This window comes from Alphaproteobacteria bacterium (genome assembly GCA_019635875.1).
In the GTDB taxonomy this organism is placed as follows: Bacteria; Pseudomonadota; Alphaproteobacteria; order Reyranellales; family Reyranellaceae; genus JAFAZJ01.
In genome coordinates this window covers 176,277-200,250 of sequence record JAHBYP010000001.1, presented here as the reverse complement: position 1 = coordinate 200,250, position 23,974 = coordinate 176,277, and the positions used below count along the sequence as shown (strand labels likewise).

23 protein-coding genes are annotated in these 23,974 nt (G+C 69.3%); 9 read left to right on the top strand and 14 right to left on the bottom strand.

Features of this window, described 5'->3' with window-relative positions:
- Positions 1 to 9 precede the first annotated feature (9 nt).
- Positions 10 to 903, top strand: coding sequence for an ABC transporter permease (locus tag KF889_00935; GenBank protein ID MBX3497981.1), 894 nt, complete (start codon positions 10 to 12; stop codon positions 901 to 903).
- A 69-nt stretch (positions 904 to 972) separates the two neighbouring features.
- Here KF889_00935 and KF889_00930 read toward each other — a convergent pair whose 3' ends face one another.
- The 5 genes from KF889_00930 to KF889_00910 all read right to left on the bottom strand — a co-directional run bounded on the left by KF889_00930 (position 973) and on the right by KF889_00910 (position 5,346).
- Positions 973 to 1,965 carry an aldo/keto reductase gene (locus KF889_00930; GenBank protein ID MBX3497980.1) on the bottom strand — a complete coding sequence of 331 codons (993 nt, stop codon included), beginning with the start codon at positions 1,963 to 1,965 and terminating at the stop codon, positions 973 to 975.
- A gap of 10 nt (positions 1,966 to 1,975) precedes the next feature.
- Positions 1,976 to 3,079: a 5-methyltetrahydropteroyltriglutamate--homocysteine S-methyltransferase gene (locus KF889_00925; GenBank protein ID MBX3497979.1), complete on the bottom strand. Its 1,104-nt coding sequence runs from the start codon at positions 3,077 to 3,079 to the stop codon at positions 1,976 to 1,978.
- A 33-nt stretch (positions 3,080 to 3,112) separates the two neighbouring features.
- The gene (locus KF889_00920) at positions 3,113 to 3,736 is read right to left on the bottom strand and encodes a pyridoxamine 5'-phosphate oxidase family protein (protein ID MBX3497978.1); all 624 of its coding nucleotides are present in this window, start codon (positions 3,734 to 3,736) and stop codon (positions 3,113 to 3,115) included.
- 70 nt (positions 3,737 to 3,806) lie between these two features.
- Positions 3,807 to 4,247 (bottom strand): MarR family transcriptional regulator, encoded by a 441-nt coding sequence (locus KF889_00915; protein MBX3497977.1) that lies wholly within the window; start codon positions 4,245 to 4,247, stop codon positions 3,807 to 3,809.
- A gap of 1 nt (position 4,248) precedes the next feature.
- Positions 4,249 to 5,346: an LLM class flavin-dependent oxidoreductase gene (locus tag KF889_00910; protein ID MBX3497976.1), complete on the bottom strand. Its 1,098-nt coding sequence runs from the start codon at positions 5,344 to 5,346 to the stop codon at positions 4,249 to 4,251.
- A 223-nt stretch (positions 5,347 to 5,569) separates the two neighbouring features.
- Between KF889_00910 and KF889_00905 the strand changes: the two genes are divergently transcribed.
- Positions 5,570 to 6,115 carry a carboxymuconolactone decarboxylase family protein gene (locus KF889_00905; GenBank protein MBX3497975.1) on the top strand — a complete coding sequence of 182 codons (546 nt, stop codon included), beginning with the start codon at positions 5,570 to 5,572 and terminating at the stop codon, positions 6,113 to 6,115.
- Here KF889_00905 and KF889_00900 read toward each other — a convergent pair.
- The 4 genes from KF889_00900 to KF889_00885 form a co-directional block, all read right to left on the bottom strand.
- A complete protein-coding gene (locus KF889_00900; protein MBX3497974.1) occupies positions 6,093 to 6,944 on the bottom strand; it encodes a phosphodiesterase in 852 nt (283 codons plus the stop codon). The two genes, KF889_00905 and KF889_00900, sit on opposite strands and share 23 nt — an antisense overlap.
- Positions 6,945 to 7,101: 157 nt before the next feature.
- A complete protein-coding gene (locus KF889_00895; GenBank protein MBX3497973.1) occupies positions 7,102 to 8,424 on the bottom strand; it encodes an ABC transporter substrate-binding protein in 1,323 nt (440 codons plus the stop codon).
- A 9-nt stretch (positions 8,425 to 8,433) separates the two neighbouring features.
- Positions 8,434 to 9,243, bottom strand: coding sequence for a carbohydrate ABC transporter permease (locus tag KF889_00890; protein ID MBX3497972.1), 810 nt, complete (start codon positions 9,241 to 9,243; stop codon positions 8,434 to 8,436).
- 16 nt (positions 9,244 to 9,259) lie between these two features.
- Positions 9,260 to 10,204 (bottom strand): sugar ABC transporter permease, encoded by a 945-nt coding sequence (locus KF889_00885; protein ID MBX3497971.1) that lies wholly within the window; start codon positions 10,202 to 10,204, stop codon positions 9,260 to 9,262.
- Positions 10,205 to 10,389: 185 nt separating this feature from the next.
- Between KF889_00885 and KF889_00880 the strand changes: the two genes are divergently transcribed.
- Genes KF889_00880 through KF889_00865 form a run of 4 tightly spaced genes read left to right on the top strand, consistent with a single transcriptional unit; the run spans position 10,390 to position 14,571 of the window.
- Positions 10,390 to 11,523: an ABC transporter ATP-binding protein gene (locus KF889_00880; GenBank protein MBX3497970.1), complete on the top strand. Its 1,134-nt coding sequence runs from the start codon at positions 10,390 to 10,392 to the stop codon at positions 11,521 to 11,523.
- Positions 11,514 to 12,455 (top strand): sugar ABC transporter permease, encoded by a 942-nt coding sequence (locus tag KF889_00875; protein ID MBX3497969.1) that lies wholly within the window; start codon positions 11,514 to 11,516, stop codon positions 12,453 to 12,455. Before KF889_00880 ends, KF889_00875 begins: the two co-directional genes overlap by 10 nt.
- Entirely contained in the window at positions 12,452 to 13,285 is an 834-nt protein-coding gene (locus tag KF889_00870) for a carbohydrate ABC transporter permease (protein ID MBX3497968.1), read from the top strand. Before KF889_00875 ends, KF889_00870 begins: the two co-directional genes overlap by 4 nt.
- Before the next feature lie 20 nt (positions 13,286 to 13,305).
- Complete coding sequence (locus KF889_00865) at positions 13,306 to 14,571, top strand: ABC transporter substrate-binding protein (protein ID MBX3497967.1); 1,266 nt, start codon at positions 13,306 to 13,308, stop codon at positions 14,569 to 14,571.
- A gap of 64 nt (positions 14,572 to 14,635) precedes the next feature.
- On the opposite strand, the gene KF889_00860 is transcribed toward KF889_00865, so the two are convergent.
- The gene (locus KF889_00860) at positions 14,636 to 15,538 is read right to left on the bottom strand and encodes a transcriptional regulator GcvA (GenBank protein MBX3497966.1); all 903 of its coding nucleotides are present in this window, start codon (positions 15,536 to 15,538) and stop codon (positions 14,636 to 14,638) included.
- A 116-nt stretch (positions 15,539 to 15,654) separates the two neighbouring features.
- On the opposite strand from KF889_00860, the gene KF889_00855 reads away from it, so the two are divergent.
- The 3 genes from KF889_00855 to KF889_00845 all read left to right on the top strand — a co-directional run bounded on the left by KF889_00855 (position 15,655) and on the right by KF889_00845 (position 16,521).
- A complete protein-coding gene (locus KF889_00855; protein ID MBX3497965.1) occupies positions 15,655 to 15,918 on the top strand; it encodes a hypothetical protein in 264 nt (87 codons plus the stop codon).
- A 43-nt stretch (positions 15,919 to 15,961) separates the two neighbouring features.
- Positions 15,962 to 16,165, top strand: coding sequence for a DUF1127 domain-containing protein (locus KF889_00850; GenBank protein ID MBX3497964.1), 204 nt, complete (start codon positions 15,962 to 15,964; stop codon positions 16,163 to 16,165).
- 197 nt (positions 16,166 to 16,362) lie between these two features.
- Positions 16,363 to 16,521: a hypothetical protein gene (locus KF889_00845; protein ID MBX3497963.1), complete on the top strand. Its 159-nt coding sequence runs from the start codon at positions 16,363 to 16,365 to the stop codon at positions 16,519 to 16,521.
- 53 nt (positions 16,522 to 16,574) lie between these two features.
- On the opposite strand, the gene KF889_00840 is transcribed toward KF889_00845, so the two are convergent.
- The 4 genes from KF889_00840 to addB all read right to left on the bottom strand — a co-directional run bounded on the left by KF889_00840 (position 16,575) and on the right by addB (position 23,974).
- On the bottom strand, positions 16,575 to 17,126 hold the full coding sequence (locus tag KF889_00840) for a hypothetical protein (protein MBX3497962.1): 552 nt from the start codon (positions 17,124 to 17,126) through the stop codon (positions 16,575 to 16,577).
- A 31-nt stretch (positions 17,127 to 17,157) separates the two neighbouring features.
- Positions 17,158 to 17,478, bottom strand: a complete 321-nt coding sequence (gene trxA / locus KF889_00835; protein MBX3497961.1) for a thioredoxin — start codon at positions 17,476 to 17,478, stop codon at positions 17,158 to 17,160.
- Between the two features lie 80 nt (positions 17,479 to 17,558).
- Entirely contained in the window at positions 17,559 to 21,026 is a 3,468-nt protein-coding gene (gene addA, locus KF889_00830) for a double-strand break repair helicase AddA (protein MBX3497960.1), read from the bottom strand.
- On the bottom strand, positions 20,984 to 23,974 hold the full coding sequence (gene addB / locus KF889_00825; GenBank protein MBX3497959.1) for a double-strand break repair protein AddB: 2,991 nt from the start codon (positions 23,972 to 23,974) through the stop codon (positions 20,984 to 20,986). Before addB ends, addA begins: the two co-directional genes overlap by 43 nt.

Here is a 23,974-nt window from a genome sequence, read left to right as displayed (position 1 = left end):
CATCGCTGAATGACCGATACGGCCATCGCCGCCAGCCCCGTCGCCGAGAGGCGGCGGGGCGAGGGCCTGACGGCGGCGACTCTGGTGTCGCCGGCGACGATCTTCGTCGCGCTCTGCCTGCTGGGACCGCTGGTCATCCTGTTCCGCTACAGCCTCAACGAGTTCGTCAGCACGAAGAAGATGATGGTCGAGGCGGTGACGATCGCCAACTACGTCAGGTTCTTCACCGACTCGTACTACACCTCGATCCTCGGCGTGACCGTGCGCGTCGCGGTGATCGTGACCGCCGCCTGCCTGGTGCTGGGCTTCCCGCTCGCCTATGTCGTGGCGCGCACGCAATCGAGGTTCAAGAACCTGCTGATCATCGCCATCGTCCTGCCGCTGTTCGTCGGCAACGCCGTGCGCGCCGCCGGCTGGATGGTGGTGTTCGGCACCAAGGGCTTCGTCAACGCCACGCTCATGGGTCTGGGCGTCATCAGCAAGCCGATCGAGATCATGTTCAGCGAGAGCGCGGTGATCATCGGCATCATCGCCGTGAACCTGCCCTTCATGGTGCTCAGCCTGCAGAGCGTTATCGAGAGCATCGACCGCTCGGTCGAGGAGGCCGCCTTCAGCCTCGGCGCCACGCCGGGCACGATGTTCCGCCGCGTGCTGTGGCCGCTGGCGCTGCCCGGCATCCTCGCCGGCACCATCCTGACCTTCATCCTGGCGATGAACGCCTATGCCACGCCGTTCCTGCTCGGCGGCCCGCTGTTCAAGATGATGGCGCCGCTGGTCTACAACCAGTTCACCCAGCAGACCAACTGGCCCTTCGGCGGCGCCATCGCCTTCGTGCTGATGACGGTGACGCTGCTGCTGACCATGGCGGCGAACCTAGTGGTGCAGCGGCGCTACCGGCGTTGAGCATCAACCGTCTTTGGGAGCGCCGGCGTCCCGCCGGCGCTCCCAGGAAGACGAAGGATCGCCCGCTGCCTACAGATACACCGCCTTCATCTGCGCATCGGCGTAGCGGCCGCCGGCGGCGGCGCCGGGCGGGATCGCGGCGGAGAGCGAGGCGGCCTCGGCGGGCGAAAGCGTCACGTCGAGCGCCGCCATGTTCTCGTCGAGGCGGCGCGCCTGCTTGGTGCCGGGGATCGGCACGATGTCAGGGCCCTGCGCCAGCAGCCAGGCCAGCGCCACCTGGCCCGGCGTGCAGCCCTTGGCGCGGGCGACGCCTTCGATGCTGCCGACCAGGCCGAGATTGCGCGAGAGGTTGTCGGCGGCGAAGCGCGGGTGGCGGCCGCGGCCGTCACCCTCGGGGATATCGCCGACCTGCCGCACGCTGCCGGTCAGCAGGCTGCGGCCCAGCGGCGAATAGGCGACGTAGGCGATGCCCAGCGCGCGCGTGGTCTTCAGTGTCTCCTCGGCATCGACGCGATAGAGCAGCGAGTATTCGCTCTGCACGGCGGCGATGGGATGCGTGGCGTGGGCGCGGCGGATGGTGTCGGGCGCGGCCTCGCTCAGTCCCAGCGCGCGCACCTTGCCCTGCTTCACCAGCTCGCCCATGGCGCCGACCGTGTCCTCGATCGGCACCGATGGATCGACGCGGTGCTGGTAGTAGAGGTCAATCACGTCGACGCCCAGCCGCTTGAGGCTCGCATCGCACGCCGCCTTCACGTGCTTCGGCGTTCCATCGACGCCGTTGGCGCCGCCGGGCCGCTGCACCTGGCCGAACTTGGTCGCGAGCACGACGCCGTCGCGGCGCGCGCCGGCCAGCGCCTTGCCGATCAGCTGCTCGTTGTGGCCCCAGCCATACATGTCGGAGCTGTCGAGCATGGTGACGCCGCGATCCAGCGCGTGGTGGATCAGCGCGATGCCCTCGGCATCGTCGGCCTTGCCGTAGGTGCCCGACAGCGACATGCAGCCCAGGCTGATCGCCGACACGTCGAGGTCACTGGAACCCAGCTTGCGCTTCGCCGCCGCCATTGGTCGTCTCCTAAGTGGTACCCCAGACGCGCCGCGCCGTGTCTGATATCAGCGCCAGCTTGGCCCATTGCTGGTCTTCGCTCAGCAAATTGCCGCCGGCGACGCTGGCGAAGCCGCACTGCGAGGAGAGCGACAGCCGATCGAGATTGACGTGCACCGAGGCCTCGTCGATGCGATGCCGCAGATCGTCGACGCTCTCCATTTCGGGACTCTTCGACGACACCAGGCCGAGCACGACGTGGCGGTCGGCGGGCACGTGGCGCAGCGGCGCGAAGTCGCCGGCGCGCTGGCTGTCGTATTCGAGGAAGTAGACGTCGACCGGGAAGTCGTTGAACAGCTTGCGCGCCACCGGCTCGTAGCCGCCCGAGGCCATCCAGCGGCCGCGGAAATTGCCGCGGCACAGATGCATGCCCACGGTCACGCCCGCCGGCCTTCCCTCGAGGATGCGGCGGATCACAGAGACGTAGAGGTCGAGCAGCGCGTCGGGATCGCCGCCCTGCGCGCGGGTCTGCTCGCGCACCAGCGGATCGCACAGCATGGCGACCGGCACCTCGTCCATCTGCATGTAGCGGCAGCCGGCCTTGACCAACTCGTCCAGCTCGCTGCGGTAGATGGCGACGAGGTCGTCGAAGTAACCCGAGGCATCGGCGTAGGCCTGCGGGTCGAAGGCCGCGGTGAAGCGGAAGAAGTGAAAGGCGCTGGGCGTCGGCAGGGTCGCCTTGGGCAGCGCGTGCTTCACCAGCCGCTTGAGCCGCGCATACTCGGCGAGCGTGATCGGCGCGCGCCGCCTGAGCTTCTGCGCCGCGACGCAGGTCGGCCATTCGTAGCTGCCGCCCTCGGCGTCGCGGAAGCGGAACTGCGAGGGCGCCAGGCGGATGCCGTCGAGGCCTTCGAAGAAGAAGCCGAACCAGGAGGTGCGGCCGAGCTCGCCATCGGTGACGACGCGGAAGCCCAGCTCCTCCTGCTTGGCGACGACGCGCGCGATCTCGCGCTCCAGCGCGGCGGCGTGGCTTTCGGCACCCGATGCGGCCGCGTCCTTGAGCGAACGCGGGCGCAGCAGGCTGCCAATCACCTCGGCGCGAAACGGCGGCTGGGCGGCGTCAGTCCTGGACATGCCGCCAAGCAAAGCATGGCGGCCGCGGGGACGCTAGCCGTTGCTCCACAGCCGCGTGGTGTAGGCACCGTCGATGCCGGCGTCGATCTGCTTGGCCATCGCCTCGTCGCCGCCCATCTTGGGTGCGATGATCTTGCCGAAGGAGACGCGGCCGGGCGCCGGCCAGGCGGTCGGATCCCACAGCTTGGCGCGCAGGATCGAGCGCGCGCAGTGGAAGTAGCAGTGCTTGATGTGGATGCGCGTGGCCAGCAGCGCCGGCTTGCCCAGCGAGCTCATCGAGCCCACCAGGTCGGCATCGTCGAAGATCTCGGCCGTGCCCGACAGACGCAGGGTCTCGCCGGTCGCCGGCACCAGGGCGATCATGCCAATCTTGCCGTTGTTGAGGATGTTGGTCAGGCCGAAGGCCAGATTGTTGCCGGCGCGCTCCGGGATCAGCAGGGTACGCGGATCCTCGACGCGGATGAAGCCCGGCTCGTCGCCCTTGGGCGAGACCTCGATCGTGCCGTCCTCGCTCACCGTGCTGACCAGCGCGAAGGGGCAGCGCTTGAGGAAGTCGATCGACTGCTCGTCGAGCTCCGGCGTGATCTTGGTGAAGGTGCGCGGGTTGGGCGGCTTGACGATGTTGCGCAGGGCATCGACCGAGGTGACACGCGCCATATGTTTCGGCTCCAGGAAATGCGAACGATTATCATCGCCGAGGTGCCGATCGTATTCAACCCCGCAGCGCTCAGGGCCTTTCCGCGAGCCCGTCCATGTTGGCGTAGAGCGTGCGCAGCAGGCGCTTGAGCGTTTCGACGTCGCGCGCCGACAGGCCGGCGATCGCCACGCGTTCGTAGCGCTCGGCGATCGGGATCACGCGCCGGGTCATCGTCCGGCCTGCCGCGGTCAGGTGCAGGGTCACGACGCGGCCATCATCCTCGGCGCGCCGGCGCTCGAGCAGCTTGCGGCGCTGCAGGCCGTCGAGCACGCGCGAGAGCGTCGAGATCTCGATGCTGGTGCGGCCCGACAGCTCGCCCACGGTCTGGCCGTCGCGGTCTGTCAGCGCCGCCAGCGCGCGCCACATCTGCAGCGTGATGCCGAAGGGCCGTACCTCCTCGCTGAACGACGCCGCGATGCGCGCGCCGGCGCGGTTCAGCAGGTAGGGAACGTAGTCGTCGAGCGGCAGCACGCTACTCGGCCGCCCTCAGGCGGAGCTTGGTGTGCGAGCCCTCGAAGGCCGGCGCGACCTCCTGCATGAAGCGCTGCATCTGCTCCTTCACCAGCGCGTGCGGCTTGCAACCGTAGTTGAAGTACAGGATCACCTCGGCGATGCCGGCCTCCTCGACCGTCTTGAGGTCCTCGATGATCTTGGCCGGCGGGCCGACCAGGATCGACTTGCTGGTGAGCTTCTCCGGCCGCATGTCGCGCAGGAGGTTCACGATCTCGACGAAGTACTTGTAGGTCGGCGGCACCTTCTCGCCCGAGGACGAGGGGAACGCCGCGATCAGCGCATCGTGGAAGTACCGGATCAGCGCCTCGCGGCCATAGGCCTCTTCCTGCGGCGTCGAGGCGATATGGATGAAGTAGGAGCACATCGCGCGCCGCGCCGGCCGCTTGTGCGTGCCCTCGCAGGTCTCGCGATAGACCCGCACCGCGTCGGCCAGCGAACCGTAGACCATGGCGGCGGCGAAGGGCGCGTAGATGATGTTCCAGTCGTGGCGCGCCGCCAGCTCCATCGAGGGCCGCGAGAAGCAGGCCACGTAGGGCCGCAGCGGAGACTGCGCCGGTCTGGGCCGCACCTCGATGTCGTCGAACTGAAAGAAGCGGCCCCTGTGCGACCACTTGCCGGTCTCGGTCCAGGCGCGCCAGACGACCTCCAGGCCTTCGGCGAAGATCTCGGCGGAATGGTCGAAATCGGCCTGGAACGGGCCGTACTCCAGCCGGTCGTAGCCGCGGCCGGCGGCGAAGTCGACACGGCCGCCGGACAGCAGGTCGAGCGTCGCCCATTCCTCGGCCACGTGCAGCGGATGGTGCACGGGCAGCAAGGTCACGGCGGGCGCGAGCCGGATGCGCTTCGTCGCGCCGGCGATCTGCGCCAGGATCGCCAGCGGGCTGGCGTTGACGCCCAGCAGGTTGAAATGGTGCTCGCCGATCCAGGCCGAGTTCAGCCCCACCGCCTCGGCCCACAGCGCCTCGGCGTAGATGTCCTTGATGAAGGACTCGGCGCTGCGCGGGTTGTCCTTGTAGCGGTTGTCGCTCAGCGTGAAGTAGCCGAAATCCAGCGCCATCGCGGCCTCCCATCCGTCATTGCTGGCGATCCTGCACCCATCCGACGATATTTGCAAATGCAAATATTTGTCCGCAGGTCCCGGACCGGCTGTCATCCCGAGCGCAGCGAGGAATCCAGGCGGCTTCCCTGGATCCCTCGCTGCGCTCGGGATGACAGTGGCGATTCAACTCATCCGGATCATGCACTACGCTCCGCCGCAGCCCGAACCCGAGGAGATCCAGATGGCCCGCGTCCGCTATGTCGCCCCCGAGGAACTGTCACCCGAGGACAAGGACGTGATCTGGCGCGACCGGCCGATCTATCGCGCGCTGGCCAACAGCCTAGACGGTGCGCGCGCCTTCAACGGCATCGCGCGCTGGATCCGCTTCAAGAGCAGGCTCGACGGCAGGCTGCGCGAGCTGGTGATCCTGCAGATCGGCTACGTCGCATCCTCGCCCTACGAATGGGCGCACCACATCGAGATCGGCCGCGAGTTCGGCGTGAGCGACGCGGACATCGACGCGCTGATCCTCGAATCGAAGGGCGACACGAGTTCGCTGCCGGCCTTCGAGCGTGCCCTGCTCGCCGCCGCGCGCGAGATGGAAACCGGCCGCGGCGTCGCCGCCGCCACCTTCGCGTCGCTGCGCGAGAAGCTCGACGACGAGATGATCGTCGAGTTCACCCTGTTCGCCAGCTTCTATTGCGCCGTGGTGCGCGTGCTGGCGACGCTGGAGATCGACCTCGAGCCCGAGCTGCTGCCGCTGCTCAAGCGGTTTCCGCTGCCGTGACCTTCTGGTGTCCCGGGTAGTCGGCGTCGAGGATGAAGGGATACGGGCCGGCGAAGGCACCGACATAGGCGGTGTGGCTGATCAGCCCGGCGCCTTCGCTCCAGACATGGAGCTGGTAGGCCGGCGGCTCCATGGTGAAGGTCGACGGCTCGTCCCCGGGCGCGAGATGCAGCGTCACCTGATGCGCCGTGCTGGGCGCCACCGAGCCGATCGTGCCGGCCCAGCGCGTCACGATCGGCCGGTGATGGTGGCCGCAGATCACGCGCTCGACATGCCGATACCGGCCGACCACCGCCGCCATCTCCTCGCCGTCGCGGCAATTGATGTCGTCCATTGCCGCCAGCCCGGTCGAGAACGGTGGGTGATGCATGAAGATCAGCGTCGGCCGCTCGCGCTCCTCGAGCAGCCGCGCATCAAGCCAGCGCAGGCGCTGCTCGCACATCTGGCCATGGCCGTGACCGGGCACGACGGTATCCAGCCCGATCAGGCGCACGTCGTTGTCCTCGACGACGTAGTGCAGGAACTCGCCATCGTCGGGCAGGTAGCCGTCGTCGCCGAACGCCGCGACCATCTCGGCGCGCCGGTCGTGGTTGCCAGGTACAAGATAGACCGGCATCTCCAGCGCCGAGAGGATGCGGCGCAGCGCGGCATACTCCTCGGGCAGGCCGCAATCCGTCAGGTCGCCGGTGGCGATCACCACGTCGGGCAGGCGCGGCAGGGCATTGATGGCCTCGACCGTCGCCTGCAGCATGGCGTTGGTCTCGACCACCGTGTAGGCACGCGTGCCCGGCGGCCGTACATGCAGGTCGGTGATCTGGGCGATCATCATCTCGGCAACTCCTGTTGACCCGATCTACCTTCTCCCGGAGGGGGAAGGTGGCGCGGAGCGATGGATGGGGGATGTCGAAGACGAACGGAGGAGTCCGTCTTCGACATCCCCCATCCGCCCTTCGGGCACCTTCCCCCTCCAGGGGAAGGCAATTGGACTAAGGCAGCTTCAGTGCCGTCTCGTCGACGTAAGGCTTCAGCAGCTCATCGGCCTTCTTCTGCGCGTCGCGCACGGCGGCGTCGGGCTTTTTCTTGCCGTTCATCACCGCCTGCACCTCGTCCTCCAGCGCCTTGCGCACCGCGACGGTCTGATAGGTCGCGAACCAGGGCTGGGCATGGACCAGCTGGTCGAGCGCCACCTTGGCGTCGGGGTTCCTGGCGATGAAGTCCTTCATCTCCGCCGTGTCGTAAACCGAGCGGCGCGGCGCGAAGTAGCCGGTGAAGCGGCTCCAGCCACCCAGCGTCTCGGTCGAGGACAGCCACTTCACGAACTTCCAGCCGGCCCGCTGGCTGGCCTCGCTCTGGCCCTTGAACATCACCAGCGAGGCGCCGCCGATCGGCACGGCGTTGCGCACGTTGCGCGGCACGAAGCCCACGTTGTACGGGCTCTTCATGTTCTCGCGGATGAACGACAGCGAGCCGGTCGACAGCAGCATCATCGAGGCCTTGCCGGCGAAGAACGCCGTCGACACGCCGCCCGCCTCGACGACGCCGGGCTGCATCACCTTGTGCTTGTGGATCATGTCGTCGACCAGCCGCACGGCGCCCAGCATCGAGGGCGAGTCGTAGTAGACCTCGCCGCCGTAATCCTGGTTGAAGTAGCGCCCGCCGTTGGACATCGACAGCGCGCTCATCAGCCAGCCGAGATAGTCGTAGCCGGAGGGCATCAGGAAGCCGTAGCGCTCGACCTTGTCGCCGTCGCGCCTGGTGAGCTTCCTGGCCGCGTCGACCAGCTCGGCCCAGGTCCGCGGCGGTTTGGCGGGATCGAGTCCGGCCTGCTTGAAGTGATCGACGTTGTAGTAGAGCAGCGGCGTGGAGTTGTGAAACGGCACGCCGTAGAGCTCGCCGTCGACCGTGGTGTTGGCGTGCAGCGCTGGCCAGAAATCGGCGAGGAACTTCTCGCGCGTGAAGCCTTCGGCCTTCACCAGCGGCTCGAGCGACATGATGTCGCCGGAAAGCTTGAGGTCGACGTTGAAGTTGGCGCTCATCAGCACCACCGCCGGCGGCTTGCCCGCCTTGGCCGCGGCCTGCGCCTTGAGCTTGGTCTCGTCGTAGCTGCCGGTATAGACCGCCGTGACCTCGACCTCCTTCTGGCCCTCGTTGTAGAGCTTCACCAGTCGCGTCATCTCGCGCGCCAGCTTGCCCTCGACCGGCACCGGAAAGAAGAACTCGATCCTGGTCTGCGCCTGCGCCACCGACGCACCCGCGCAACCCATCGCCAGCGCCGCCGCGCCGGCCGCCAGACGTCCGATGAATGACATGGCCACCCCCTATCCCTTGATGCCGCTGAACACGAAGCTGTCGACAAAGCGGCGCTGGAACGCGACGAAGGCCACGGCGAGCGGCGCCATGACCAGAAGCGTGCCGGCCGCCAGCACGCCCCATTCCTTGCCGCCCTCGGCGCCGCGCGTGAACGCCGCGAGGCCGATGGTCAGCGTGTGGCTGTTCGGGTCGTTGATCACCATCAGCGGCCACAGGAACTCGTTCCAGTGGGCGGTGACCGAGACGATGGCGAAGGCGACCAGGCCGGGCCGCGCCATGGGCAGCAGGACGTACCAGACCACCGCCCACCACGGCGCGCCGTCGATCGCGGCCGCCTCCTCGAAGTCGCGCGGGATGGCGCGGAAGGTCTGGCGCATCAGGAAGGTGCCGAAGGCCGAGGCGAAGTACGGCGCCATCGCGCCCGCCAGCGAGTCGTAGAGGCCAAGGTCGACCACCGTGCGCAGGTTGGGCACGATCAGCGCCGGCGGCACCAGCATGAGCTGCAGCAGGAAGACGTAGAACAGCACGTCGCGGCCGGCGAAGCGCAGCCGCGCGAAGGCGTAGCCGGCGAGGCTGACGGTGACGCACTGCACCAGCAACACGCCGGTCACGACGATCGCGGTGTTGAGGTAGTAGAGGCCGAAGGTGCCGCTATCGAGCGCGTTGCGGAAGTTCGACAGCGTCGGATTGAGGTCGGGGATCAGCGTCGCCATGCCGGCGCTACCCGCGCCCTCGGTCCGGAACGAGGCCACCAGCGTCCAGATGAACGGCGCGGCCCAGACGAAGGCGACGGCGCAAACCAGCGCCACCAGCAGCATCGCCACGAGCCCTCGATCACGCCGCACCGCGACCTCCCCGCTCCATGACGCGGATCGAGCCCAGCGAGATCGCCAGCAGCACCGCGACGCTGATCACCGTCGCGGCGGCAGCCTTGCCGTAGTCGAAATTCTCGTGCGCTTCCTGGAAGATGTAGAACAGCAGCAGGTTGGTGGCGTTGCTCGGTCCGCCCTTGGTCAGCACGACCACGTGGTCGACGTTGGTCAGCACGTTGATCAGCGCGATCACCACGACGAAGGCCGTTGTCGGCGCCAGCGCCGGCAGGATCACGTACCACAGCCGCTGCAGCGCGTTGGCGCCGTCGATCATCGCCGCTTCGATGGTGTCGCCGGGAATGTTCTGCAGGCCGGCGATGTAGAACAGCATGTAGTAGCCGGCGTTCTTCCAAACCGTGAGTCCGATGATCGACCACAGCGCCACGTCGCTGTCGCCCAGCCAGTTCGGACCGCTGAGACCGAGCTTGCCCAGGTGATAGTCGAGCAGGCCGACACCGGGCAGGAAGATGAAGAAGAACAGCGACGCCGCCGCCACCAGCGGCACCAGCGAGGGAAAGAAGAAGATCGTGCGCAGCACCGACGCCAGCCGCGTCGAGCGCTGCACGGCCAGCGCGAAGAGCAGCGCCAGCACGATGGTCGGCACCAGGGTGCCCAGGGCGTAGATCACATTGTTGATCAGCGCCTGATGGAACGCGGAATCACCCAGGACCGTGCGAAAATTCGCCAGGCCGGCGAAGCGCGCCGGCTCCGCGCTGCCGTGTCGGCTGACATGCAGCGCATCGACGATCACCCGGATCACCGGCAGATAGGTGAACAGCACCAGGAACAGCAGCGACGGCGCCAGCAGCACATAGGGAAACCACCAGGCGCGGCGCGGCCGACGCCGTTCGACCCGCGCCTGCGGTCGGCTCGCTGCGCCGGTGGAAGCTGCGTCGAGGGACACCATCGCGGCCGCTGGTAGGCGCCGGCGATAAATGCAGCGTGACAGAGGCGTGACGATCTGATGACAGGCTTCAGCTTGACGGGGATCACACATCATCCACGGGGCGTCACTGAAGCATCATCGATCGGTAGGAATCGCGACACCCCGCCACCGTAAGTCCCGCCATCGCAAGAACTCATGGTGGTCACATGGCTGGGGTGTCGCTGCGGACGATCGGCAAGTCGTTCGGCGCCACCGAAGTGCTGCGCGACGTGTCGCTCGACATCGGCGAGCGCGAATTCCTCACCCTGCTGGGACCGTCGGGCTGCGGCAAGAGCACCCTGCTGCGCGTGATCGCCGGCCTGGAGCGCCAGGATCTCGGCAGCGTCATCATCGGCGGCCGCGCCATCGACGGGCTGCGGCCGGCCGAGCGCGACGTGGCGATGGTGTTCCAGAGCTACGCGCTCTATCCGCATATGAGCGCCGGCGAGAACATCGCCGTGCCGCTGATGATGCGCCGCTCGCGCCCGTGGCAGCGCCTGCCCGTGCTGCGCTGGATGGGCCCGCAGGCGCGGCGCATCCGCCGCGATGTCGAGGCCGAGGTGGCGCGTGTCGCCAGCTCGCTCGACATCGGCCATCTGCTGGCGCGCCGCCCCGGCCAGCTCTCCGGCGGCCAGCGCCAGCGCGTGGCGTTGGCGCGTGCCATGGTGCGCCAGCCGCGCGCCTTCCTGATGGACGAGCCGCTCAGCAACCTCGACGCCAAGCTGCGGGTACAGGCGCGCGCCGAGATCGCCGAGCTGCATCGACGGCTCGCCACCACCTTCGTCTACGTCACGCACGACCAGGCCGAGGCGATGACCATGTCGGACCGCGTCGCCGTCATGATGGACGGCCGCATCCTGCAGGTCGCGGCGCCCTCGGCGATCTACGACGATCCCGCCGACCTGCGTGTCGCGGAGTTCGTCGGCAGCCCCCGCATCAACACGTTGGGCGGCGTTATCCGCAAGGACGGTGCGGTCGAGGTCGACGGCACCATCATGCCGATCCGCCCCAAGGCCGACGCCGGCAGCCGAGTCACGCTCGCCTTCCGCCCCGAGCACGCCACGCTCGATGCGCATGATGCGGTCGGCGCGATCCCCGGCGTCGTGCGCCATCGCGAGAATCTCGGCTCGGATCTGTTCGCGCATGTCCTGCCCGTCGGTGCACGCCAGCCGCTGATCCTGCGGCTTGAGCCGCAGCGCATCGGCGAGGTACCGATGGACAGCGCGGTTGGCATACGTCCGTCGCCGCTGCACATCCTGGCCTTCGACGCCGATGGCCGCCGGCTGGCGAGATTCGCGTGAGCGTCGCCTCGCTGCCCGCGACCGAGAGCGCCGACGTCGCATCGGGCATCGGCCGGCAGGCGCACGCCGAGGCGCTCGCCGCCTGGGCGCTGGCGGCACCGGCGACGTTCCTGCTCTTCGCCATCCTGCTGCTGCCGACCTTGGCGACTGTGCTGCTGTCCTTCACCGACTGGCAGTTCGGTGCAGCGGCCTTCAACTGGGTCGGGCTGAACAACTACGCCAAGCTGTTCGGCGACCGCGTGTTCTGGAAGTCGCTCTCCAACACGCTGCTCTATGTCGGCTTCGTCGTGCCCGCCTCGGTGGCGCTGGCGCTGTTCGCCGCCATCCTGATCGAATCTGGCACCTCCCTGCGCGGCTTTTACCGCGCTGCCTACTTCCTGCCGGTGACCGCCACCCTGATCGCCATGGCGACGGTGTGGGAAATCATGCTGCATCCCAGCATCGGCCTGATCAATCTGCTGAGCGATTCGCTTGGCCTGGGCAAGCACAACTGGCTGAAGCATCCCGACCTGGCACTGGCCTCGCTTGCGGCGATCGGCGTCTGGCAGATGGTCGGCCTGAACATGGTGCTGTTCCTCGCCGGGCTGAAATCCATCCCGCGCGACCTCTACGAAGCAGCTGCGATCGACGGGGCCGACGGATGGTGGAGTCGCTTCACGACGGTGACCTGGCCGATGCTGGGACCGGCCTCGCTGTTCGTGCTGGTGATCTCCTCGATCCGCAGCTTCCAGGTCTTCGACACGGTGGCCGTGCTCACCGAAGGCGGTCCGAACAAGGCTACCGAGGTGCTGCTCTACACCATGTACCAGGAGGGCTTCGGCTTCTTCCGTGCCGGCTACGGGGCGGCGATCACCGTCGTCTTCCTCGTCTTCGTGTTGCTGCTGACCTTGCTGAAGGTACGGCTGGCCGAGCGCCGCGTGCACTACGCATGAATGCCGCGCTCTCCCTGCCCGCCGCGGCGCTGCGCCATCTGCTGCTGATGGGTGGCGCGGTTGTGATGCTGGCGCCCTTCGTCTGGATGCTGTCGCTGTCGCTGCGCGCGCCCGACGACATCTTCACGTCGGACTTGCACCTGATCCCGCAGAAATGGGACGCGCTGCGCAACTATGGCGCCGCCTTTCAGAAGGTGCCGATGCACCGCTACCTGCTGAATGGCGCCGTGGTGACGGCGACGATCTTCATCCTGCAGGTCGCCTTCGCCCTGCCTGCCGCCTACGCGCTGGCCAAGCTGCGCTTCGGTGGCGCCAAGCCGCTGTTCGCCCTGGTGCTGTTCGGCCTGCTGATCCCCTCGCACGTGCCGGCGATCCCGCACTACATCATGCTGAGCGAGGCCAAGCTGCTGAACTCCTATGCCGGCCTGGTGATGCCCTCGATCATCTCGGTGTTCGGCATCTTCTGGATCCGCCAGTTCTTCCGCACCGTACCCGACGACCTGCTGCATGCCGCACGTCTCGACGGCATGGGCGAGTTCGAGATCGTCTGGCGCATCATGCTGCCGGCGGCCGCGCCGGCACTGACCGCTTTCGGCATCCTCTCCGTCGTCATCCACTGGAACGACTATTTCTGGCCGCTGCTGATCGTCACCAGCCCGGACATGGCGATGCCGGCGCTGGGCACGGTCTACCTGCGCAACACCGAGGCCGGCATCGACTACGGCCCGCTGATGGCCGGCGCCGTGATCATCACCGCGCCGCTGGTGCTGTTCTTTCTCGCCGCTCAACGGCGGTTCATCGAGGGCATGACGCTCTCGGGCATCAAGTGAAAGACGGACAGGAGAGCTCCATGCTGAGACGCACCGCCCTGAAGACGCTGGCCGCGACCACCGCCCTGGTGGCCGCACCGGCCATCGCCCAGTCGACCACGGAGATCATCGTCGAGTACTCGATCCCCGACCTGTTCAAGACCCTGCACGAGGACATCGCGCGGGCGTTCATGAAGGCCAACCCGCAGTACAAGATCACCTTCCGCGCGCCGCAGCCCGGCTATGAGGAGATCACCCAGAGCGTGCTGCGCGCCGCCATCACCAACACCCTGCCCGACGTCGCCTATCACGGCCTGAATCGCCAGCGCATCTTCGTCGATCGCGGCATCGCCCAGCCGCTCGAGGCGTTCATCGCCGCCGACGCGCAGTTCAAGGAGTTCGGCCACGCGCGTGGCCTGCTCGACATCGGCAAGATCAAGGGCAAGCAGTACGGCATCGGCTTCTCGCTCTCGACGCCGATCATCTACGTCAACGGCGACCTGGTGGCGAAGGCCGGCGGCAACCTCGCGGCGCTGCCTGCCACCTGGGACGGCATCTTCGAGCTGGCACGCAAGGTCAAGGCGCTGGGCGGCAGCACCCAGGGCTTCCACTTCGACTGGGACATCACCGGCAACTGGATGTTCCAGGCGCTGGTGTTCTCCAATGGCGGCACCATGCTGAGCGAGGACGAGAAGAGGGTCGCCTTCGACGGCGAGGCCGGCAAGCAGGCGATCACCGCGCTTTCGCGCATGGTCAAGGAAGGCACCATGCGCGACGTCGCGCAGTCAGTGGCCTTGCAGGACTTCACCTCGGGCACGATGGGCATCTGGGGCCACTCGACCTCGCGCCTGGGCGGCGTCACCAAGCAGGTCGGCGAGAAGTTCAAGCTGCGCACCGCCGCGTTCCCGACCGCCGCCAATGGCCGGCTGCCGATGGGCGGCAACACCGCGATGCTGTTCGCCAAGGATCCGGCGAAGCAGAAGGCGGCGTGGGAGTACATCAAGTTCGCCACCGGTCCGGTCGGCGCGACCATGATGGTCAAGGCCACCGGCTACTTCCCCTCGGCGCTGAAGGTCGCCGACGATCCGGCGATGCTCAAGGATTTCTACGCCGCCAATCCCAACCACCTCGTGGCCATGAAGCAGCTGCCCAAAGCCACCGGCTGGTACGCCTTCCCGGGCGAGAACGGGCTCAAGATCACCGACGTGATCAAGGACCACCTGCAGTCCGTGGTGGCGCAGAAGGCCGAGCCGATGGCAGCGCTGGCGACCATGTCGAAGGAAGTGCAGGCGCTGCTACCGGCGTGAGACTCTACCTGGACCGGAAGTCTCCGACTACCTTCCCCCGGAGAGGGAAGGTAGGATTCTGCTGTCAGCTCGCCGCGCGCTCGCGCGCCACGGACTCCAGCAGCCACTGCACGAAGGCCTTGATCTTGGGCCGCCGCAGGCGCTCCGACGGCGCGACGACGTAGTAGGCGCTGTCGCTCGGCAGCGCGACGTCGAAGGGCGCCACCAGACGGCCGGCCTTCAGGTCGGCGGCGACCAGCGGGCGATGGCCCAGGGCGACGCCGACGCCGTCGATTGCCGCCTGGATCGAGGCCAGCGCCAGGTCGAAGAGCACGCCGCGCGAGGGATCGACGCCCTTGACGTTGGCCGCCGTCAGCCAGACCTGCCAGTCGTCGCGGAAGGTCGAGACGTGCAGCAGCGTGTGGTTCTTCAGGTCGGAGGGCCTGCGCAGCGCCTTGGGCCCCTTGAGCAACGCGGGCGAGCAGACCGGAAAGACGTCCTCGGCGACCAGGAACTCGGCGTGCAGGCCGCCCCAATGGCCGCGGCCGTAGCGGATGCCGACATCGATGTCGTCGCGCCCGAAATCGACCAGGTGGGTGCTGGTCGAGATGCGCACGTCGATCTCGGGATGCTTCTGCTGGAAGCCGCCCAGGCGCGGCACCAGCCACTTGGTGGCGAACGATGCCGTCGTGGTCACGGTGAGCGGACCCGAGGCGTCCTTCTGCAGCAGGCGCTCGGTGGCTTCGTGCAGGAGGTCGAAGGCCTGGCGAATGCCCGGCAGGTAGGCCTGGCCCGCCTCGCTCAGCAGCAGCGCGCGATTGCGCCGGATGAAGAGCTTCAAGCCGAGACGATCCTCGAGCCCGCGGATCTGATGGCTGATCGCCGCCTGCGTGACGTTGAGCTCGTTGGCCGCCTCGGTGAAGGAGAGGTGCCGCGCCGCGGCCTCGAAGGCTCGCAGGCCGTTGAGAGAGGGCAGCGCACGGCGCATCGGTCGGTCCCCATTTTCATGAGATTCGCTCATCTATGATGGACGAGTCGTCGTTTGTAAAGCCACCTCTCGAAGCTCAATTTCAGCCCATCAAAGAGCCAATCGAGGAGGTCGACATGACCGCCGTCCACAGCGTCAGTCCGCGTGATCCAGCACAAACCGATCTCATCCGATATTTCGACGGTGACCTGGTCACTGCCGGGCCGATTCGCACCGTCGATACCTTCGCCATCGTGGCCAGAGCCCGCCGAGACCGGGCCGCCCTGATGCGCGAAATGATCGGCGGCGGCATTGCCTGGCTGTGGCGGCGAGCGACGCACCTCAGGGATACCAGGTCACCGCCGACCCGCCTCCACGTCGAGAGCCGCGTCCAGTTCTGATCGCGGCACCGTCATCGCACACCCCGGTTTCCAGGAGTCTTCCATGACCATCTTCACCATCGCCGACCTGCGCGACCATCCGACCGAGAGCATCCTCTCGCGCGTGCCCGGCACGCTGGCGCTGTGGCGCAAGCGCGCGCGCGAGCGGGCCGAGATCGCCCAGCTGAGCGCCCGCGACGCGCGCGACCTCGGGATCGATCCCGGCCTGCTGGCCTACGAGGCGAGCAAGCCCTTCTGGCGGGCCTGACGCGCCCCACGGCGTCACCCGCTCACCGCGCCGGCGACCGGTTCCTCCCACCGGTCGCCGGCTGCTTTTTTGGCCTACGCGCGTCGACGCCGGCGGGAGATCGCTTCGATCCGGATCATTCCCGGGCTGACTGGCCGCCGCAACGCGAGCACTAAGAACGCGCCGCGGCCATTGGACGTGGCTTTGTGAGGTGCATCATGTCTGCATTCGTTCGTCGGAACCTCGACCGCGAACTGCTCGCCACGATCGTCGGGTTCATTGCCACGATCTCGCTCGCGGCGGCCATTGGCGTCTCGGCGGTCGGAACGAATCTCACCGTCCTGACTGCCAGCACCGAATTGAGCTTCAAGTCATAGGCACCGACGGCCAGCCGTTCGGCGCCGGCCTGACCTGATCAAGTGAAGAGTACTTAAGCCCGCGCCCTGCACAGGCGCAGGCCGAGCTGCCCGGTGTAATCCACCGGCGGCGGCACTTGCGACAGCGACGTCACCTTCGGGCTCAGCGCCCAGTCCAGCGCGCGGCTGCTGCGATTGCAGAACTGCGCGTCGGCGCTCAGCTGGGCGGCCGCCTGGTTGGCCATGTCGGTGTTCATCACGTCGAAGTTGCGGCCGCGGCGCGCCGCGATCTGGCGCAGCGTCCGCGCGTTCTCGGCGTATTCCGAATTGTAGCGCTGGACGAACTGGTTGTACTTCGCCTCGAGCAGGCGCACGCGGTTGGCGCCCAGGCAGGTCAGCGTCGCCGTCGCCAGCGAGTTCTGCAGGATGCGCGCGCGCACCGCGTTGTGCTCGGCCTCGTCGAGGCAGCCGGCGCCCTGGCCCACCGACGCCTGGGTCTGGGCGGAGACGACGGCGTAACTGGCCGAAGGCTCGGAGGTGGCCGTGGTCTGGCAGGCGGCCAGGGCGAGCACGACAGCGACCGCCCATGGCCGCGCGCCCATGCGCGCCGCGTACGCCCTCACCATCGTGGATTTCCCCCTCGATTTGTCGCGACGGTCAGACGACCGAGTTGATCCACTGCATCAGGCGCTGCTTGGGCTCGGCGCCGATCTTGGTCGCCGCCACCTGGCCGTTCTTGAACACCAGCAGGGTCGGGATCGAGCGCACGCCGTACTTCGACGGCGCCATCGGGTTCTCGTCGATGTTGACCTTGACGACCTTCAGCTTGCCCTCCAGCTCGCCGGAGATCTCCTCGAGCGACGGCCCGATCAGCTTGCAGGGACCGCACCATTCGGCCCAGAAATCCACCAGCACGGGCTGGTCCGACTTCAGGACCTCCTGCTCGAAGGTCGCGTCGCTGGCCTTGATGGTTGCCATAGGAAACTCCGGTTGAGGCGAGGCCGGAATCTAGGGAGAGGCCGAAGGGGGGTCAAGGCAAGGGCCGGCGCAAGTTTATTTCAGGCCGGCATGAGCGCGGCGTCGAGCAGGGCGGCGGGCACTTCCATCAGGCGCGGCCCGTCGGTCCACAGCAGGAAGCCGCGCACCTGACGGTCGGGATAGATGCCGGCGAGCAGCGCGCGATAGAGCGCGAGCTGGCGGCGGTAGACGCGCGGCACGTCCTCGACGCGCTCGGGCGGCGGGCGGTTGGTCTTGATGTCGGCGAACAGCACGGCCTCGCCGGTGACCGCCAGGCGGTCGATCTGGCCGCTGATCGCCACCCGCCCGGACGGCGTCTCGACCATGCCGACCACCGGCGCCTCGGCGCGCGAGCCGGGCGCGAACAGGGCGGCGGCCTCGGGCAGCGCCAGGCTCGCCAGCGCCTCCTCGACCCAGCCGGCGCGGATCGCCTCGTCCAGGTCGGCCGCCTCGCGCGCCAGCCAGGCGGCGGCGAAGCCCGGCCGCTCGGCCACGGCGACATCCGGCAGGCGCTGCAGCAGGCGATGCAGCAGCGTGCCGCGGCGGAAACGCCGGCCCTGGTCGCCGGCCAGGGGCGAGAGCGCCGCCGGCTCGCTCCAGCCGCCCAGCGCCGCGCGCGCGGCGTCGCCCCACGCATCCTCGTCGTCGGGGCGCGAGGGCATCAGCGGGCGCGGCGGCGCGCTCTCGGCCGGCGCCGGCCGGCGGGTCCAGTCGGGCAGCGCCGCGCGGGCTCGCGGCTCGCCGGGCCGGCGGGGGGCATTTGATGAATCGCCGCGTTGCAGGCGCAGTCCCTCGCCGGTCCACGCTGCGAATGCGAAGCGTTCGCTGACCGGACAGAGGGCGGCGTCGATCAGGCCGTGCCAGTTGCCCTCGCGCGGCGGCCGCTTGCCGTGGAAGCCGCCGATGTACAGACGCTCGCCGGCGCGGGTCATCGCCACGTAGAGCAGCCGGTGATGCTCCTCGCGCTGGCGGCGCGCGAGATCGGCCTTGAGGAAGTCGACGGTCGGCACGCGGGTCTCGGCGGCGCGGAAGGCCCACAGCGGCGGCCCCTGCGGCACCCACAGCACGCGCTCGCGGTCGTCGATCGCCGAGCAGGTATCGGGCAGATAGACGATCGGCGCCTGCAGCCCCTTGGCCGCGTGCACGGTCAGGATCCGCACCTCGCGGCGGCGCAAACCGTCGAGGTCGCGCTTGATCTCGCCGCCCTCGGTCTCGATGTGGTGCAGGAAGCCCTGCAGCGAGCCATGGCCCGCGCTCGACCACGCCAGCGCCTGGGCGAGGAACTCGTCGATCGGATCGAGCGCGTCCGGCCCCAGCCGTTCGAGCAGCGCGCGGCGGCCGCCCTCAGGCCCCAGGACGCGGGCATAGAGGGCGTAGGGCGGCAGGTAATCGGCGCGGGCGAAGATCGCCGACAGCCGCGCATGGGCAGTCGAGAACGGCGCCTCGCCCGATGCGGCGCGCCGGCGCAACGCGGCCCACAGATCGCCGTCGCGGCCATGCGCGAGCGCAAACAGCGCCGCCTCGTCGAAGCCGACCAGCGGCCCCTTCAGCACGCAGGCGAGCGTCAGATCGTCGGTCGGCAGCAGCGCCGCCCTGCCCAGCGCCACCAGGTCCTGCACGCCGAGATCGTCGAACAGGCTCAGCCGGTCGCGGCCGGCGACGTCGATGCCCAGCGCCTTGAGCTCGCCGATCAGCTCGCCGACAAAGGCGTTGCGCTTGCGCAGCAGCACCATGATGTCGCCGGCATCGATCAGCCTGCCATCCGCCAGCCGCTCGCGGCCGATCAGCGCCGCGCAATGCGCCGCCACCAGCCGCGCCATGCGCCGCGCCGGCGGCACGTCATCGGCCTCGCCATCGGGCCTGCACAACGGCCACAGCTCGACCAGCCCGGGCTCGCCGGCGCGGGTGGCGAGATGCTGGATCTCGCCCTCCTCGCCGACGCCTTCGTTGGCCGGCAGGCCCATGGCGAAGACGGCGTCGACCGCGGCCAGCACCGCCTCGGTCGAGCGGAACGAGGCCGTGAGACCGACGGCGCCGAAGCGCTTGCCGACCTGGCGCGCCGCAGCGTCGAAATGCGTGCGCATCTCGATCAGCTTGCGCGGATCGGCGCGCTGGAAGCTGAAGATCGACTGCTTGGCGTCGCCGACCGCGAACATCGTGCGGTCATGCGCGGCGCTGGCGTCGCTGAAGAACTCGCCCGTGAGCGCTCGCACGATGTCCCATTGATCGGGATTGGTGTCCTGCGCCTCGTCGACCAGCACATGGTCGATGCCGCCATCGAGCTTGTAGAGCACCCAGGCGGCGGCGCGATCGCCGCTCAGCAGGCGCTTCACGCGCAGGATCAGATCGTCGTAGTCGAGCGCGGCGCGGGCGCGCTTGGCGGCCTCGTAGCGGCCGGCCATGTCGACCGCCAGCCGCAGCAGGGCGCCGCTCATGTCGGCCAGCACCGCCGCACGCCGCCGCTCCTCGGCGGCGATCAGCCGCGCCGCCTCGCGCTCGATGACCGGCACGAGCGCCGGATGGGCGTCGCGCCACTTCTTCGTCGGCGCATCCTTGCGCGCCTCGTCCCTGGCGGTGAGGAAGGCGGCGCGATACTGCGGCCACAGGCGCCGCGCCTCGGCCTCGCCGCCTTCCCCCCGCCCGAGCCAGCGCTCGATGCCGGCGGCCATCGCGTCGTTCTTGACGCCGGGCGCGCGCGACAGGCCCTCGATGATGTCGTACAGCGCCGCGGCCATGGCATCCGTCTCGCGCCATGTCGCCGACAGCACCGCCGCCTCGTCGTCATCGTCGGCGAGGCCCAGGCCCTGGCGCAGCGCCGCGATCGCCGCGCCGACATCCTCGCCGAGGATCGCCAGTCGCCCGCGCTCGCCCAGCAGCCGGTCCAGCGCCGTGGCGTAGTCGGCTTCGCTGACGCGGCGCGCCACCGTGTCGAGCGCGGCGACCAACGCCTTGTCCTCGCCGCGCGCAATGGCGGCGATCTGCTCGTCGCGCGCCCGGTCGAGCAGCTGGCGCGCCTCGGTCTCGTCGAGCACCTTGGCGTTGGGCGCCACGCCGGCTTCGAGCGGAAAGCGCGTCAGCAGCCACTGGGCAAAGGCGTGGATGGTCAGGATATGCACGCCGCCCGGCGCGTCGAGCACGCGCGCGAAGAGCTGGCGCGCGCGCTGCAGCATCGCCGCATCGGGCGACGGCAGCGCCAGCCTCTCGAGCTCCGCCGCCAGCGCCGCGTCGGCCATCAAGGTCCAGCGCCCGAGACGGCCGGCGAGCCGGTTGCGCATCTCCGCCGCCGCGGCGCGCGTGAAGGTCAGGCACAGGATGCGCTGCGGCGACGCGCCGCCCAGCAGCAGGCGCAGGATGCGGTTGGTCAGCACGTGCGTCTTGCCGGTGCCGGCGTTGGCCATCACCCAGGTCGAGCGGCCCGGGTCGATCGCCAGGCGCTGCTGGGCGTCGGCGGTGGCGCGCACGTCGCTCACGGCGCGTCCTCGTCCTCGGGCTCGACGCGCGTCGCCCATTCGTCGATGCGCTCGAGATGGGCGTAGTCGTTGAACGTGGGCGCGTAGGCCGGTTGCGGGATCGCGACATAGGCCGCCCCGTCCCGGTAGAAGGCGTCGATCATCTCGCCCAGGACGCGCTCGGTCTCGGCGATCACCGCGGCCGGGTCCTTGACCGCGACCGCGCGCTGGGCATCGCCGCCACCAGTACGCCAATAGCCGAGCCCGATATCGCCGCCCGCCTTCTCGCCGTAGCCGCCGGCACGCGCGATCAGCGCCTCGACAGCCAGCTGCGGCGCATAGACGGCCTCGATCTCGTTGCGCGTCGGGATCCGGCCGGTCTTGTAGTCGATGATCTCCCAGGCCGAACCGTTGCGATCGATGCGGTCGGCCTTGGCGTTGATCGTCACCGGGCCGACGACGCGCTCACCGCGCTTTTCCAGCACATAGGGACGCCAGCCCTCGGCGCGCCGCTGGCGCTCGAAATCGCAGAACCATCCCGCCAGCCGCTCGAAGCGCGGCCACCAGAACGCCCGATCCGCCGGGCGCGCCAGCAGCGGCCCGAGCGTCTTGCGGCCAAGCTCGATCAGCTTCGCCTCGGCGTCATCGGGCAGCTCGTCGGGCCAGTCCAGCAGGAACGCCTCCAGCGCATCGTGGATCGCCGTGCCGCGCTCGGCCGCGCCGTAGGGCTGCTCGAGAGGATCGAGCGGGAAGAGCTTGAGGATCAGTCGCGCATAAAGGCCGTAGGGATCGCGCCGCCACTGCTCGATGGCGCTGGCCGAGAGCCTTCTCGGACGCGCTGGCACGGGCGGGCTGTAGGCGGGGCGCACCGGCGTCGCGCGGCCCGCCGCCGCGTCGAGGTCCATCGCCCAGTCGAGATACGCCAGGCCGGCCGCGACATAAGCCGGCGGCTTCGCGTCCTTGTCCTGCGAATCGTAGCCGAGCCGCGCATCGAGCCGCGCCAGCCAGCGTGCCGGCACGGTGGGCGTGCCGCCGACGCGATTGCTGCGCACCAGGAAAACCTCGTCGGCGGCGAAGGCCTGGGCGAAGTCGTGCGCGGCCTGGCCGATGCGCAGTTCCGGCTGGGGCAGGCCGAGCGCCCGCCGCATCGGACGGTTGAGCCACGGTCCGGTGTCGACGGCGGCCGGCCAGGTTCCTTCGTTGAGGCCGCCGAGCACGACGCGATCGGCATGCTGCAGGCGCGCTTCGAGCGGGCCGAGGATCGCCAGGCGCGGATGTCGTCCGTGCCTCGGCCGCACCACGACGCCGGCGAGCAGCTCGTCGAGCAGGTCGGGAAGCTGCGCCAATGTGAGCGGCGGCAGCTCGTCGCTGTCGTCGCGGCGCGTCGCGATCATGTGCGCCAGCGCTTCGCCGGCGTCGCCCCGCCACATCGTCGCCGCGCCGGGCTCCCGGTCGGTGGCGGCGAGCGCTTCGAGCGCCTGCGTCATCGCCGTGAGCCACGCCGCCACAGGGTGCGCCTCGTCCTCGCCCACCGCCGACAGCGGCGCGCAGGCGCGCGCCAGGGCGGCCAGCAATTCCTCCAGCGTGCCGCGTTGGCCGCCCTCGCCGCGCGCCACCAGGTCGCGCAGCGATTGGAGCCCGGATTCGGGCTTCGGCCCGCGCAGCACGCCGGCATCGAGCAGTCGGGCGCGATGCCGGCAGACCTCGCGCGCCATACCCAGCGCGACGAACGGATGCTGCAGCACCGAAAGCGAGGCCACCGGTGCGAAGCCGCCCGCCATCATCGCCACCAGCAGCCGCGCCAGCGCTGCCGGCGGAGTCTCGGAAAGCGGCACGCCGGCCGAATCGTCGATATCGACCTCCCAGCGCTGCAGCTCGGCGGCGACGCGCCGCGCCAGGCCGCGATCGGGCGTCACCAGGGCGGCCGTACGCCCGGGCGATTGCAGCGTCTCGCGCAGCGCCAGGGCGATGGCCACGGCCTCCGCCTGCTCGGTCGGACAATCGATACGGGTCACGTTCGCCAGCGCGCGGTCGGCGTCGGTCATGCCGCCGATCCAGCGATCCGTCGTCGCCGCCGGCCGCATCGCCTCCGACAGCAGTGCGGCGCGGGCATTTTCCTTCTCCGCGCCTTCGCGGAGAGAAGGGAAGTGCGCAACCTCGTGCCGCAGCCGGCCAAGGCCGGCCAGCAGCTCGCGCAGGGCGAACTGCGGATGTGTCTCGTCGAGCGCCGCCCAGCCCTCCTCGTCGAGATCGAGGTCGAGGCCAGGCAACACCACGCAGCCCAGCGGCAGATCGGCGATCGCCGCCAGCAACTCGCGGGTCGCCGGCTGCGTGCCGGTCGAGCCGGCCGCGATCACGGCGTGCGCGGGCGGCTGCGCGCGCCACTGCGCCGCCTGGGCGCGCAGCGCGCGGCTGCGCCGATCGACCGGATCGATCGCGCCCAGCCGCCTCAGCTCCTGCGGCCAGCGCGTACGCAGGATGCCGAGGAACTCCAGCGTGCCGCGCCAGTGATCGGCGTGGTCGTCGGCCACCAGGCCGGACAGGGCGTCGAGCGGCACGCCGGCGATCTGCAGCTCGTCGAGCAGGCCCGCCAGCTCGCGCGCCAGGCGCAGCGCCTGCGCCGGCGAGAACGCGGCGGCCTCGATGCCGGCCAGGCGCGGCCCCTCCTCGAGGACCAGACGCGCCAGCAGCGCCTCGCGCCGTTGCGGGGTGACCGCCGGCGGCAGATCCTCGATCCGTGTCGCGTCCTCGCCCAGCGTCGGCCCGGCGGAAGCAGCGAGCTCGTCATCATCGATGTCGCCGATCGGCCGGATGCGCGGCAGCAGCAGCGGACGGCCGTCGGTGATGCGCAGGAAGGCGTCGCGCAACGCGCGCACGGCGCGGCGGTTGGGCAGCAGCACCAGCGCATCGGCGAAGGCCAGCGGATCGCCGCCATGGGCATCGAGCAGGCCGCGCGCCAGGGCGTCGATGAAGGCATGGCGCGGCGGGATGTGGAACAGGCCGCGCAT